We start from the raw sequence: 13,180 nt of genomic DNA on the forward strand, positions 1-13,180 counted from the left end.
TTTCTCCTCACGCGGCCGGGACGACGCCCCGGCGGCGCACGGCGCGCGGGGCGGGGCGGGGATCGGCCGGGCCACGGTCGCTGGCCCGCGCGACGAGGCTGGCGCCGACCAGGATTTTTACCGGCCGCTGTGGTTCGGCGGCGTTAATGAGATCGTCGAGAAGGGTGACGGCAAGATTGCCGATCTTGCGCTTCGACACGTCGATCGTGGTGAGAGCCGGCTCCATGGTGGCGCCGAGCGGGAGATTGTCGAAGCCGATCACCCCGACATCCTCAGGGATGCGGATGCCGAATTCGCGCAGCGCCTTGATGAAGCCATAGGCGATCACGTCATTGGTGCAGAAATAGGCGTCGGCCAGCGCCAGCCCCTCGCTCAGCGCCTTGACGGTATCGATATGGGCGCCGTCGAAGGTGGATTCGACGGAAATTATATGGGCGGGGTCGATGGTCAGCCCCAGCCGCGCGGCGTTGCGGTGGAAGGCGTGCTGGCGGAGCTGGAAATTCGTGGTCTCGACATGGCTCGCCACGAAGCCGATGCGCGAAAAGCCCTGCTGGCGCAGCCGGGCCATCACCTGATGGACCGCATCCTCATTGTTCATATTGACGAAATTGGCTTCCACCACGTCGTAGAAGGTGTCGATGAAAACGATCGGCCGGCCGACGCCCTGCAGCACGCGGATGTCGGATTCCGACATTTCGGTGCCGAGCGCGATGATGCCGCTGACCGGGGCGACCGCGATCATGTCGGCGACCGCCGTCATGCCCTGGCCCTCATGGCTCACCACCTCAAGCGCATAGCCGCGCCGGGTCGCCTCGGCCGACATGCCGTCGATATAGTCCGAGACGAAGACGCTGTGGTCGCGGTTCACGGTGTGCCCGTGCTTGGCGATCTTGAGGAAGCGGATGGTGCCGGTGGCCTCCGGCCGCGCCTTGACGAGGCGGGGGACATAGTTGAGCCGCGCGGCGGCCTCCAGCACCCGGGCGCGGGTGAGGCCGGAGATTTCCCCCTTGCCGTTTAGCACGAGCGAGACTGTGGCCGGCGAGACGCCCGCCGCCCCGGCTATGTCCCGAATGGTGAAAGACGTCTTGGCTTTCATGTCCGGCTACGTGTCCTCATGGAACCCGTGATGCACATGTGATGCAGATTTTGTTTAGTAAACATTCGGGTGCCTTTTCGAGCGTTAAGCCAAAAATCTCGACCTTGCAACCGTCTTGCAAGAATGGTGCGGCCCGCCCGTCGCGGGTGGCCGACCTGTCCGGAACGTGCCCGCGTCTCCGCCGCCGAGATGGCGTCGCCGTTCGCCCTCTCGGCGGTGCGACGAGAGCCGCAAATGCGTAAGAAGGGCTGTCCCATAAGGATTTTGCATACGGCATTTCATGCGGCGGTGCGTCCCTGCCGGCGCCGGATGTTGCCGCTTTTTTGATCCCGCCGCGCTTTTCGGCAGGTTCCGGCCGGGCGGAAATTCGGTGTCGCAGCGGCGCCGCAGGCCGCTTGCGCCGGGCAAAAGCCTTTGCTACGAATTTAGTGAAGCTGGTCATAGTTTACTAAAAATGCCAGCGCGACTCCGGGAGGAGACCATGCGAGCCACCGGCGGACAGCTGGTCATGCTCATCGCCATCAATGTGGCGGTGCTGGCGTTGGGAGCGGCCATATCAGGCGGCGCCTTCCTGTCGCCGTTCAACCTCCAGTCCATGGCCGGCCAGCTGCCGGAGATCGGCTTCCTCGCCATCGGCGTCATGCTGGCCATGTGCGCCGGCAATGGCGGCATCGACCTCTCCGGCATCGCGCTGGCCAATCTTTCCGGCGTCGTCTCGGCGGTGGTCGTGGGCTCGTTCCTGTCGAGCACGGACCAGCAGGCGGCCTATTCGCTCGCCTTCATCGTCGGCGCGCTGCTGGTCGGGGTCCTCGGCGGCACGTTCAACGGGCTGCTGATCAGCCGGCTGAATATCACCCCCATTCTCTGCACGCTCGGCACGCAGATGCTGTTCACCGGCCTTGCGGTCGTCGCCTCGGATGGGCGCGCGGTGGCGGTTGGCACCCCGGACCTGCTGTCGGAGATCGGCAACGGCCTGTTCCTCGGCGTGCCGATCAGCTTCCTCATCTTCATCGGCGTCGCCGCCTTCATCGCCGCGCTGCTGAAGTTCACGCCCTTCGGGCTGTGGCTGATGCTGATGGGCACGAACCCCAAGGCGGCGCTTTATGCCGGCTTCCCGAAGACGCGCGTGCTCATCGCCACCTATGCGACCAGCGGCCTGCTTTCCGGCCTTGCCGGCATCATCATCGCGTCCCGCAACGTCAACGTGAAGTGGGACTACGGCACCTCTTATCTCTTGATCGCCATCCTCATCGCGGTCATGGCCGGCGTGCGGCCCGAGGGCGGCTATGGCCGCGTGATCTGCGTGGTGCTGGCGACCATCGCCCTGCAGCTGATGTCCAGCATGCTGAATTTCGGCGGGCTGTCGAACTTCGTGCGCGACTTCGCCTGGGGCGCGCTGCTTCTGACCTTCCTGGCGGTCGGCCGCTACAACGTGGTCGGCTTCCTGACGCCCAACAAGAGCAAACGGCTCGTGTGATGCGATCCCCTCACGCATCGAAACTCGCCATGAGGGAAGCAACAAAAATGGAGGAAACTATGGGAGCTCTTTCCAAGAAGATGCTGCTCGGCTCGGCCATGGCCGTGGCTCTGGTGGCAGGCTCGGCCGGCGCGCTGGTGGCGCAGGACAAGCCTGTCATCGCCACCGTGGTCAAGATCAGCGGCATTCCGTGGTTCGACCGCATGGAAACCGGCGTGAAGCTGTTCCAGAAGGAAAACCCGGACGTCGTCGCCACCCAGTACGGCCCCGCCACCGCCGATGCCGCCCAGCAGCTGCAGATCGTCACCGATCTCGTCGCCAAGGGCGTGAACGGCCTCGCCGTGGTGCCGATGGACCCGTCCGTGCTGGAAGGCACGCTGAAGCGCGCCATGGATCGCGGCATCATCGTCGTCACCCATGAGGCCGACAACCAGAAGAACACCCATGCCGATGTCGAGGCCTTCGACAATGCCGATTACGGCAAGGCGCTGAACGAGCGCCTGGCGCAGTGCATGGGCGGCAAGGGCAAGTGGACCACCTTTGTCGGCTCGCTCGGCAGCCGCACGCACATGCAGTGGGTCGGCGCCGGCGAGGCCAATGCCAAGACCCACCCGGAGATGGTGCTGGTCGACGCGAACAATGAGTCGTTCGACGACGCCAACGCCACCTATGAGAAGGCCAAGGAAATCCTGCGCAAGCACCCGGATATCAAGGGCTTCCAGACCTCGGCCGGCAATGACGTGCTCGGCGTCGGCCGCGCCATCGACGAGGCGGGCCTCTCGGGCAAGGTGTGCCTGGTCGGCACCGGCCTGCCGAACCCCTCGCAGGACCTGCTGGAGTCAGGCGCCATCACCGCCATCGGCTTCTGGGATCCGCAGAAGGCCGGCATGGCGATGAACTCCGTCGCCAAGAGCCTGATCGCCGGCAAGAAGATCGAGGACGGCGCCAATCTCGGCGTGCCGGGCTATGAGAAGGTGAAGGTCACCAAGGGGCCGGGCGTCGGCGTGCTGATCATCGGCAACGGCATGGTTCTGGCCGACAAGGCCAACTACAAGGAATACCTCTTCTGATCCCCTGACCAACCAGGCCTCCGGGGGCGCCGCGCGCGTCCCCGGCAGCTCTCCCGCGCGCCGTTCCGCCGCGCCGCCAATCGAGGAAGGGGTCGCCAGTGTCCCACGGCTTAATGTCCCAGGGCCTCCCAGCCGCGTCTGCCTCCCGCGCGTTCCTCGAACTGCGCGGCATTCACAAGCGTTTCGGCGGCGTCCATGCGCTGCGCGGCGTCGGCTTCACCATTGAGCCGGGCGAGGCCTATCATCTGCTCGGCGAGAATGGCTGCGGCAAGAGCACCGTTATCAAGATCATGTCCGGCGCCCACGCCCCGGACGAGGGCGAGATTGTGCTGGAGGGGCGCAGCTTCCGCGCGCTCAACCCCATCCAGTCGCTCGCCGCCGGTATCGAGACGGTCTACCAGGACCTGTCGCTGCTGCCGAACCTCACCGTCGCGGAAAATGTCGCGCTGAACGAGCAGCTCGTCGCCCATGGCGGCCGGCTGGGGCGGCTGTTCGACCGTGGCCGGTTGCGGCGCACCGCCGAGGCGGCGCTTGAGGTGGTCGGGTTGCCGACGGCGCCGGCCTATCTCTCCGCCATCGTTTCCGACCTGCCGCTGGCGCAGCGCCAGCTGGTCGCCATCGCCCGCGCCATCGCCACCAAGGCGAAGATGGTGATCATGGACGAGCCGACCACCTCGCTCACCCGCCGCGAGGTCGACAATCTGATCGCCGTGGTCGAGCGCCTGCGCTCGGAGAATGTCGCGGTGCTGTTCGTCACCCACAAGCTGGATGAGTGCTACCGCATCGGCGGCCATGCCATCGTGTTCCGCGACGGGCAGTGCGTGGGGCAGGGGCCGCTGGCCAACTACACCAAGCACCAGCTCACCGAGATGATGACCGGCCGCCACATTGACGGCGCGCGCTACCGCACCGGCGCCCCGATGGCGGAGGAGCTGTTCGCGGCGGACGGGCTGTCGCTGCCGCCGAGCCTTGCCCGCGTGAGCTTCAGCCTGCGGCGCGGCGAGATCCTCGGCATTACCGGCCTTGCCGATTCCGGCCGCAACGAGCTGGCCACCGCCATCGCCGGCGTCACCCCGGCGGCGGAGGGGCGCATCCGCATCGATGGCAAGGTGCAGCGCATCGGCCATCCCGCGCAGGCGATCCGCCTCGGCATCGGCTATGTCCCGGAAGACCGGCTGGGGGAGGGGCTGTTCCTCGACAAGTCGATCTTCGAGAACGAGATCGCCCTTGTCGTGCAGGACCTCGCCAATGCGGTGGGCATTGTCGACCGGGCGAAGGGCCGGGCGCTGGCGGACAAGATCTCGAAGGACATGCGGCTCAACACCGGCAATATCGACCTGCCGGTCGGCGCGCTCTCCGGCGGCAACCAGCAGCGCGTGCTGATCGGCCGCTGGCTCTCGATTCTGCCGAAGCTCCTCGTCCTGCACGGCCCGACGGTGGGCGTCGATGTCGGCTCCAAGGACACGATCTACAAGGTGATCCAGCAGCTTGCCGAGGCCGGCATGGGCCTTCTCATCGTCAGCGACGACCTGCCGGAACTGCTGCAGAACTGCGACCGCATCCTGGTCATGAACAGCGGCCGCATCGTCGCCGAATATGAGGCCGGCGCGGCGACCGAAGATCAGCTTTACCAGGCCATGCTTGCCTCCCGGCCGCAGCCTTCCGCCCCGCCGGAGACGATTCAATGAGCACCACGCACCCGATCGACAGCGCCGAGCTACCCATCGCCCGCGCCAACCCGCTTTTGGAGCTGGTGCGGCGGCGGCCGGAGGTGATCACCTTCATCCTGCTGGTCGGAATCTGCGTCGCGGTGGCGATCGCCAATCCGGCGTTCCTGCAACCCTCCTCGCTGATCGACATCGGACGCTCCAGCGTGGTGATGGGGCTGTTCGCGCTTGGCGTGTTCATCATCCTGGCGGCGGGCGGCATCGACGTCTCCTTCACCGCCATCGCCGCCTTCACCATGTATTCGCTCACTTTGCTGGTGAAGAACCACTTTCCCGACGCGCCGATGGCGCTGATCGTGCTGGCGGCGGTGCTTGGTGGCGCGGGGCTCGGCGTGATCAACGGCCTGCTGGTGCATTATCTGCGCGTGCCCTCGCTGATCGTCACCATCGGCACGCAATATCTGTTTCGCGGCATCCTGCTCGCCTTCATCGGCACGGTGTGGATCATGTCGCTGCCGCCGCAGATGGGCGCGTTTGGCCGCCTGCCGCTGTTGCAGTTCGACGCCGCCGACGGGCGCACCATCACCCTGCCGTTCTATTTCCTGGTGCTTCCCATCGCCGCGCTGATCACCTGGTGGATGCTGAACCGCACGCTGATGGGCCGCGCCATCTTCGCGGTGGGCGGCAATGCCAGCGTGGCGGAGCGGCTCGGCTATAATCTGCGCACCATCCACATCTTCCTGTTCGCCTATGCCGGCGGCCTCGCGGGCCTCGCCGGCATCATCCACACCTGCGCTAACCGGCAGGCGAATCCGTTCGATCTCGTCGGCAGCGAGATCAACGTCATCGCCGCCGTGGTGCTGGGCGGTGCGCGCATCACCGGCGGCACCGGCACCGTGCTCGGCACGCTGCTGGGCGTGCTGCTGGTGGTGGTGGTGAACAGCGTGCTGGTCATGGTCGGCATTCCCTCCACCTGGCAGCGCGTGGTGGTGGGCGGCTTCATCCTGATGGCCGCCGCCTTCTTCGTGTTCAGCCAGAAGAAAAACTGAAACAGACCGCCCGATTTGAGCTCACGAGGACCGACATGAAGAAGTTTCTCAACGATCCCGCGCATTTCGTCGACGAGATGCTGGACGGCATCTACCGGGCGCATCCGCAGGTGACCTATGTGAACGGCGACAAGCGCTGCCTGGTCGTCGCCACGCGCAAGCCGGGCAAGGTGGGCATCGCCACCGGCGGCGGTTCCGGCCATTTGCCGCTGTTCCTCGGCTATGTCGGCGACAACATGCTCGACGGCTGCGCGGTGGGCGGGGTGTTCCAGTCCCCCAGCGCCGACCAGATGCACGAGGTCACCAAGTACATCGATCAGGGCGCGGGCGTGCTCTACATCTATGGCAACTATTCCGGCGACATCATCAATTTCGACATGGCCGCCGAGCTGGCCGACATTGACGGCATCACGGTGAAGCAGGTCGTCGGCAATGACGACGTGGCCTCCTCCGTCGTCGGCGAGGAGCACAAAAGGCGCGGCGTCGCCGGCATCTTCTTCGTCTACAAGGTCGCCGGCGCCGCCGCCGCCAACATGCTGTCGCTCGACGAAGTGACCCGCCTCGCCGACAAGGCGCGGGCGAATGTGCGCACCATCGGCGTCGCCCTGTCGAGCTGCGTCGTGCCGGAGATCGGCCACGCCACCTTCTCGGTCGGTGACGACGAGATGGAAATCGGCATGGGCATCCATGGCGAGCCGGGCATCGGACGCACCAAGCTGGCCCCGGCGGATGCCGTGGTCGACGAGATGATGGAGCGCATCTTCGCCGAGCTGCCCGCCGGCAATGGCGACGAGTTCGCGGTGCTGGTCAACGGCCTCGGCGGCACGCCGAAGGAGGAGCTGTACATCCTGTTCCGCCGGGTGTCGCAGCTGTTCGAGGCGCGCGGTTCCAAGGTCAAGCATGTCTGGATCGGCGAGTTCGCCACCGCGATGGAAATGGCCGGCGCCTCCATCTCGGTGCTGAAGCTCGACGCCGAGCTTGACCCGCTGGTCGCCGCGTCGGCCAATACCCCGTTCTTCGCCCACATCAAGGCCTGAGGTTTCCGCATGGACGCGCTCCGCGCCGATGATCTGATCGGCCTTTTCCAGCGCTGGTGCGACATGTTCGCCGAACAGCGCGACTTCCTGATCGCGCTCGACGGCAAGGTCGGCGACAGCGATCTCGGTATCACCATGGCGAAGTCCTTCGCCGCCGCCGCCGACACGGTAACGGCGGAAGGGCCGGCGGCGGGGATCACCAAGCTGCTGCGCTCCGCCGGCGCGATCATGGCCAAGACCGCGCCCTCCACCATGGGCACGCTCACCGCCACGGGCTTTTTGCGAGGCGCCAAGGCGCTGGAGGGGGTGGAGGCCATCGGCACCGCCGAGCTCGCCCAGTTCTGGCGCGCCTTCGCCACCGGCATCGCCGAGCGTGGCAAGGCCAAGCTCGGCGACAAGACCATTCTCGACGTGCTGGACCCGGTGGCCGGCGCGCTGGAACAGGCGGCGGCTTCCGGCCTCGCTTTGGCGCCGGCGCTGAAGGAAGCCGCCGACACCGCCGACGCGGCGCTGGAGCGGACCAAGACCATGGTGGCCCAACACGGCAAGGCGGCGGCGTTCCAGGAGAAGACGGTGGGGCTGCAGGATGCCGGCGCCACGGTCGGCGTGCTGCTGGTGAGGACAATGTCCGATTTCGTCGCCGGGCTCGCCTAGAGCCTTTTCGCGCGAGGTGGTTTCCGGCCCGGTGGCCTCACTTGATCGGAAGCCCCTTGACTTGCCAGGGGGTGGGCTTCCGCCACAGCCGGCCGCGGCCACTGGCACACCCGGGCGTCGCCCCGGTCAATCCGCCATCTGCGCTTCCTGCTGGAGGGCGGCCAGCAGCGTCATGAAGCGCTCGCCCTGCACCAGCACATGCGCCCGGATGCGCTCGGCCGCCCCGGCGCCGTCGCCGGCAAGCAGCGCTTCCAGAATGGCCTCGTGCTCGGCAAGCGAGGTGGCGATCCGGCGCGGCACCTTCAGCTGAAGCCGCCGATAGGGCTGAAGGGCGGTTTGCAGCCGTGTCGCCTCGGCCCGCAGCACGCGGTTGCCGGTCGCGGCGTAGATCGCGGCGTGGAAATGGGCATTGGCGGGGTAATAGGCGTCGTCATCGCCCGCCGTTACCGCCTGCTGGCAGGCGAGATGGGCGTCCGAGATCGCGGCCCGGTCCGCCGGCCCCAGCCGCTGCGCCGCCAGCCGCGCGCAGGAGGCTTCGATTTCCGCCATCAGCTCGAAGGATTCGACCAGTTCGCGCGGGCCGAGCAGCGCGACATAGGCCCCCCGCCGGGGCCGCATCTCGATGAGGCCGGAGGCGGAGAGCTGGATCAGCGCCTCGCGGATCGGCGTGCGGGACACATGGAAGCGCTCGGCGAGGCCAGCCTCGTCAAGCCGTTGCCCCGGGCGCAGCCGCCCGGCGACGATGTCTTCCTCAAGGGCTTCGCGAAGCCTCGGCGTCTGTTCACCACGCACGGCATACCTCCGCGCAGAGAAAGCCATTTCCCGTGCTGCAATGCAAGAGGCATCATCTTGTATACTTGATGGTTGACTGGCGATGCAAATCCGTCATCATCCCATACAGAAGGCCGCGCTTTGGCGGGGCCATTGGCAAATTCCACCGCTGGAACGGCCATGGGATCCAACACCTCCTTCGTGGCAGACCTGCTCGCCTCCATCGCCGAGCGCGGCCGCACGCTGCTCGACCGCTCGCAAAGGGTGAGCGGGGCGACGCGGGTGGAGACGCTGGCGGAGCGCTGCCAGACGCTGCTGTCCGGGCGCGGCGAAGCCTCCGGTGTCGCCCTCGCGGCCGATATTCTCGATCGCTACGCCCATATGAAGACCGGCGAGGCCATCGCCTTCTTCGAGGTGCTGGCCGAGAAGTTCGGCCCCGATCCCGACGGCCTCGCCGCCGCGATCGAGGCCTATGGCCGGAAGGTGCCGTCCGCCGTCGCCGACCTGCACCGGGCCAGCGAGCCGCGCCGGCAGGAGCTTTTCCGCCGCTTCAACCTCGCGCCGGGCGGCACGCTCTCGCTGGTGCGGATGCGCGAGCAGCTGATGGAGGCGATGGTGCGCCGGCGCGACCTCGCCGAGGTCGACCGCGATTTCGCGCACCTGTTCTCCTCCTGGTTCAATCGCGGCTTCCTGGTGCTCAAGCGCATCGATTGGTCGACCCCGGCCAATGTGCTGGAGAAGATCATCCGCTACGAGGCGGTGCACGCCATCCGCGACTGGGACGATCTGCGGGCCCGGGTCGATTCCCCGGACCGGCGCTGCTACGCCTTCTTTCACCCGGCGCTGGTCGACGAGCCGCTGATCTTCGTCGAAGTCGCGCTGATGAAGGAAAGCCCCGGCGCGATCTTCCCGATCCTCGACCCGGCCCGGCCGCTCCTGCGGCCGCAGGACGCCACCACGGCGGTGTTCTATTCGATCTCCAACTGCCAGAAGGGCCTTGCCGGGGTTTCGTTCGGCAATTTCCTCATCAAGCAGGTGCTGGAGGAGATCTCGCGCGAACTGCCTGTCCTGACCACCTTCGTCACGCTCTCGCCGGTGCCCGGCTTCCGCAAATGGCTCGACGCCGAGCGCCGGGCGGAGCAGAGCGTGGTGCTCTCCGCCGCCGACCGCAAGGCGCTGGAGGCGCTCGACGCGCCGGACTGGGCGGAGAAGCCGGAACTGCGCGAGGAACTGGCGGGCGTGCTCGCCCCCATCGCCGCCTATTACTTCCTCGCCGCCCGCACGCCGAAGGGTACGCCGGTCGATCCGGTCGCCCGCTTCCATCTCGGCAATGGCGCCCGGCTGGAGCGCATCAACCCGATGGGCGACCTCTCGCCCAAGGGCCTCGCCCAGGCGGCGGGGCTGATGGTGAACTACCGCTACACCCCCGCCGATATCGAGAAGAACCACGAAGCCTTCGCCGGAAAAGGCGAGATCGTCGCGAGCCCGCAGGTGCGCAAGCTGCTCAAGGTCGATCCCGCCTCCCGCGCCCTTGTTCCCGTCACCTGAAAAGCGTCATGTCCGACAATCATCTGTTCTCCGCCCTGGCGTCCGCCGCCCCCTCCCGCGACAAGAAGCTGGCCCTGCTGGCGGACGGTTCGGCCGTCACCTATGGCGAGATGCTGGCGCTCTCCGCCCGGCTCGCCGGCCTTCTCGTCGCGCGCGGGGTGAAGCCGGGCGACCGGGTGGCGGTGCAGGTCGAGAAATCCTGGCCCTGCCTCGCCCTCTATCTCGCCACGGTGCGCGCCGGTGCGGTCTACCTCCCGCTCAACACCGGCTACACCCTCAACGAGGTCAGGTACTTCCTCGGTGACGCCGAGCCGGCGCTGTTCGTCTGCCGGCCGGAGAGCGCGGCCGAGGCCCGCGCGCTGGCGGGCGAGCTTGGCGTGGCCGCCGTCGAGACGCTGGACGGCGAGGGCGCCGGCTCGCTGATGGACGCTGCCGCCGGTTTCCCGTCTGACTTCGATGACGTGCCGCGCGGGCCGGACGACCTCGCCGCCATCCTCTACACCTCAGGCACCACAGGCCGCGCCAAGGGCGCCATGCTCAGCCATGGCAATCTGCTCTCCAATGCGCGGGCGCTGAAAGAGTGCTGGCGCTTCACCGAGGCGGACGTGCTGATCCATGCCCTGCCGCTGTTCCACACCCACGGCCTGTTCGTGGCGGTGAACATCGTGCTGCTCAGCGGGGCGTCGATGGTCTTCCGCGCCAAGTTCGACCCGCGCGAGACGATCGCGCTGATGGAACACGCCACCTGCCTGATGGGCGTGCCCACCTTCTACACCCGCCTGCTCGACCAGCCGGGCCTGACGCGCGCGGCGACCGCGAACATGCGCCTGTTCGTCTCCGGCTCCGCCCCGCTGCTGGAGGAGACGCACCGGGCGTTCCGCGAGCGCACCGGCCATGCCATTCTGGAACGCTACGGCATGACCGAAACCTGCATGAACACCTCGAACCCCTATGAGGGCGAGCGGATCGCCGGCACGGTCGGCTTTCCCCTGTCGGGCATCTCTCTGCGCATCACCGATCCCGCCACCGGCGCTGAACTCCCGGCCGGCGAGATCGGCATGGTGGAGGTGAAGGGCCCGAACGTGACCAAGGGCTATTGGCGCATGCCGGAGAAGACCGCGAGCGAATTTCACGACGGGTTCTTCGTCACCGGCGATCTCGGCTGCATCGATGCGCGCGGCTATCTCAGCATTGTCGGCCGGGGCAAGGATCTCGTCATCACGGGCGGCTTCAACGTCTACCCCAAGGAGGTCGAAGGCGAGATCGACGCCATTGAGGGCGTGGTGGAAAGCGCCGTCATTGGCGTGCCGCATCCCGATTTCGGCGAGGGCGTCACCGCCGTTGTCGTGACGGCCAAGGGGGCGGATCTGACCGAGCAGGCCGTGCTGCAGGCGCTCGAAGGCCGGCTGGCGAAGTTCAAGCAGCCCAAGCGGGTGTTCTTCGTCGAGGAGCTGCCGCGCAACACGATGGGCAAGGTGCAGAAGAACATTTTGCGCGACAGCTACAAGGATATCTACCGCCGGAGTGCCTGACATCGTTGATCCACTGCGATCACACCGGCTGCGGAAAACGCGACAAGGTGGCGGATCAACCGCCCGACGCGACGATACCGAGGAAACGCCAACAGTCCGCCGGAAGGCGGCGACACGGAGGAAACCATGAACGCAACGCGACGCCTTGCGCGCGCCCTGACCCTTGGCTGCGCCCTCAGCCTGGCCGGTGGCCTCGCCCTCGCCACTTCGTCCTTCGCGCAGGACATCACCCTGCGCGCCTCGCACCAGTTCCCGGGCGGCAAGGGCGATCCCCGCGACGAGATGGTGCAGATGATCGCCCGCGACGTCGAGGCGGCCAATGTCGGGCTGAAGATCCAGGTCTTCCCGGGCGCGTCGCTGTTCAAGGCGAACGAGCAATGGGGCGCCATCACCAAGGGCCAGCTCGACATCACCTCCTTCCCGCTCGACTACGCCTCGGGCCGCGTGCCGCAATTCTCCGCCACGCTGATGCCGGGGCTGGTGCGCAATTTCGATCGCGCCGACCGCCTCAACGACTCGCCCTTCATGCAGGAGATCAAGGCGATCATCGAGAAGAACGGCGCCCTGGTCATCGCCGATGCCTGGCTCTCGGGCGCCTTCGCCTCCAAGAAGGGCTGCATCACCGGGCCCGACAGCATCAAGGGACAGGTGACGCGCGCCGCCGGCCCGGCCTTCGAGCAGATGCTCGCGGCCGCCGGCGCCTCCATCGCCTCGATGCCGTCCTCGGAAATCTATTCCGGCATGCAGACCGGCGTGCTCGACGCCACCAACACCTCCTCGGAGAGCTTCGTTTCCTATCGCCTCTATGAGCAGGTGAAGTGCCTGACCGCGCCCGGCGAGAACGCGATCTGGTTCATGTATGAGCCGGTGCTGATGTCCAAGCAGTCCTTCGACCGGCTGAACCCGGCGCAGCAGAAGGCGCTTCTCGACGCCGGCAAGAAGGCGCAGGCCTGGTTCGCCAAGGAGGTGCGCAAGGGCGACCAGAAGCTGATCGACACCTACAAGAAGGCCGGGGTCGAAGTGGTGGAGATGTCCGCCGCCGATTACGACGCCTGGCTGAAGGTGGCGCAGGAAAGCTCCTACAAGAACTTCGCCGAGAAGGTGAAGGGCGGCGACGAACTGATCAAGAAGGCGCTGTCCGTCCAGTAGCCCGCCCGTCCCGCGGCCCCGCCCGGGCGCCGCGGGACGTTGGCCTGCGCAGCTGTGACGGCGCACCCCCGCGAGAAGGCGGGGGCGTCGTCACCGCGCCGCGCGCCCCTCCCTTCGACACGCGAAAGCT

11 protein-coding genes are annotated in these 13,180 nt (G+C 67.0%); 9 read left to right on the forward strand and 2 right to left on the reverse strand.

Translation table 11 applies throughout. From position 1 onward, the window contains the following. Window positions 1-7 precede the first annotated feature (7 nt). Entirely contained in the window at window positions 8-1,096 is a 1,089-nt protein-coding gene (locus A3M1_RS0113220) for a LacI family DNA-binding transcriptional regulator (protein ID WP_018389452.1), read from the reverse strand. 481 nt (window positions 1,097-1,577) lie between these two features. Between A3M1_RS0113220 and A3M1_RS0113225 the strand changes: the two genes are divergently transcribed. From A3M1_RS0113225 to A3M1_RS0113250, 6 genes are all read left to right on the forward strand, one after another. Continuing rightward, window positions 1,578-2,573 (forward strand): ABC transporter permease, encoded by a 996-nt coding sequence (locus A3M1_RS0113225; protein ID WP_018389453.1) that lies wholly within the window; start codon window positions 1,578-1,580, stop codon window positions 2,571-2,573. A 59-nt stretch (window positions 2,574-2,632) separates the two neighbouring features. Then, on the forward strand, window positions 2,633-3,643 hold the full coding sequence (locus A3M1_RS0113230) for a substrate-binding domain-containing protein (RefSeq protein WP_018389454.1): 1,011 nt from the start codon (window positions 2,633-2,635) through the stop codon (window positions 3,641-3,643). 113 nt (window positions 3,644-3,756) lie between these two features. Next, complete coding sequence (locus A3M1_RS0113235; RefSeq protein ID WP_018389455.1) at window positions 3,757-5,331, forward strand: sugar ABC transporter ATP-binding protein; 1,575 nt, start codon at window positions 3,757-3,759, stop codon at window positions 5,329-5,331. After that, window positions 5,328-6,359, forward strand: a complete 1,032-nt coding sequence (locus A3M1_RS0113240) for an ABC transporter permease (protein ID WP_018389456.1) — start codon at window positions 5,328-5,330, stop codon at window positions 6,357-6,359. The genes A3M1_RS0113235 and A3M1_RS0113240 overlap by 4 nt, the downstream gene beginning before the upstream one ends. Before the next feature lie 35 nt (window positions 6,360-6,394). Further along, a complete protein-coding gene (locus A3M1_RS0113245) occupies window positions 6,395-7,396 on the forward strand; it encodes a dihydroxyacetone kinase subunit DhaK (protein ID WP_018389457.1) in 1,002 nt (333 codons plus the stop codon). 9 nt (window positions 7,397-7,405) lie between these two features. Further along, window positions 7,406-8,050 carry a dihydroxyacetone kinase family protein gene (locus A3M1_RS0113250; protein WP_018389458.1) on the forward strand — a complete coding sequence of 215 codons (645 nt, stop codon included), beginning with the start codon at window positions 7,406-7,408 and terminating at the stop codon, window positions 8,048-8,050. Between the two features lie 126 nt (window positions 8,051-8,176). Here A3M1_RS0113250 and A3M1_RS0113255 read toward each other — a convergent pair whose 3' ends face one another. Further along, window positions 8,177-8,842 (reverse strand): GntR family transcriptional regulator, encoded by a 666-nt coding sequence (locus A3M1_RS0113255; protein WP_018389459.1) that lies wholly within the window; start codon window positions 8,840-8,842, stop codon window positions 8,177-8,179. Window positions 8,843-9,001: 159 nt separating this feature from the next. Between A3M1_RS0113255 and A3M1_RS0113260 the strand changes: the two genes are divergently transcribed. The 3 genes from A3M1_RS0113260 (at window position 9,002) to dctP (ending at window position 13,050) form a co-directional block, all read left to right on the forward strand. Next, window positions 9,002-10,369, forward strand: a complete 1,368-nt coding sequence (locus A3M1_RS0113260) for a malonyl-CoA decarboxylase (protein WP_018389460.1) — start codon at window positions 9,002-9,004, stop codon at window positions 10,367-10,369. An 8-nt stretch (window positions 10,370-10,377) separates the two neighbouring features. After that, the gene (locus A3M1_RS0113265) at window positions 10,378-11,901 is read left to right on the forward strand and encodes a malonyl-CoA synthase (protein WP_018389461.1); all 1,524 of its coding nucleotides are present in this window, start codon (window positions 10,378-10,380) and stop codon (window positions 11,899-11,901) included. A 126-nt stretch (window positions 11,902-12,027) separates the two neighbouring features. After that, entirely contained in the window at window positions 12,028-13,050 is a 1,023-nt protein-coding gene (dctP, locus tag A3M1_RS0113270; protein ID WP_018389462.1) for a TRAP transporter substrate-binding protein DctP, read from the forward strand. Window positions 13,051-13,180 lie beyond the last annotated feature (130 nt).

This window comes from Ancylobacter sp. FA202 (assembly GCF_000380205.1).
In the GTDB taxonomy this organism is placed as follows: domain Bacteria; phylum Pseudomonadota; class Alphaproteobacteria; order Rhizobiales; family Xanthobacteraceae; genus Ancylobacter.

Coding starts and splice junctions, on each gene's coding strand:
- A3M1_RS0113220 (WP_018389452.1), bottom strand. CDS start 1,096: ATGAAAGCCAAGACGTCTTTCACCATTCGGGACATAGCCGGGGCGGCG.
- dctP (WP_018389462.1), top strand. CDS start 12,028: ATGAACGCAACGCGACGCCTTGCGCGCGCCCTGACCCTTGGCTGCGCC.
- A3M1_RS0113235 (WP_018389455.1), top strand. CDS start 3,757: ATGTCCCAGGGCCTCCCAGCCGCGTCTGCCTCCCGCGCGTTCCTCGAA.
- A3M1_RS0113265 (WP_018389461.1), top strand. CDS start 10,378: ATGTCCGACAATCATCTGTTCTCCGCCCTGGCGTCCGCCGCCCCCTCC.
- A3M1_RS0113230 (WP_018389454.1), top strand. CDS start 2,633: ATGGGAGCTCTTTCCAAGAAGATGCTGCTCGGCTCGGCCATGGCCGTG.
- A3M1_RS0113260 (WP_018389460.1), top strand. CDS start 9,002: ATGGGATCCAACACCTCCTTCGTGGCAGACCTGCTCGCCTCCATCGCC.
- A3M1_RS0113225 (WP_018389453.1), top strand. CDS start 1,578: ATGCGAGCCACCGGCGGACAGCTGGTCATGCTCATCGCCATCAATGTG.
- A3M1_RS0113240 (WP_018389456.1), top strand. CDS start 5,328: ATGAGCACCACGCACCCGATCGACAGCGCCGAGCTACCCATCGCCCGC.
- A3M1_RS0113250 (WP_018389458.1), top strand. CDS start 7,406: ATGGACGCGCTCCGCGCCGATGATCTGATCGGCCTTTTCCAGCGCTGG.
- A3M1_RS0113245 (WP_018389457.1), top strand. CDS start 6,395: ATGAAGAAGTTTCTCAACGATCCCGCGCATTTCGTCGACGAGATGCTG.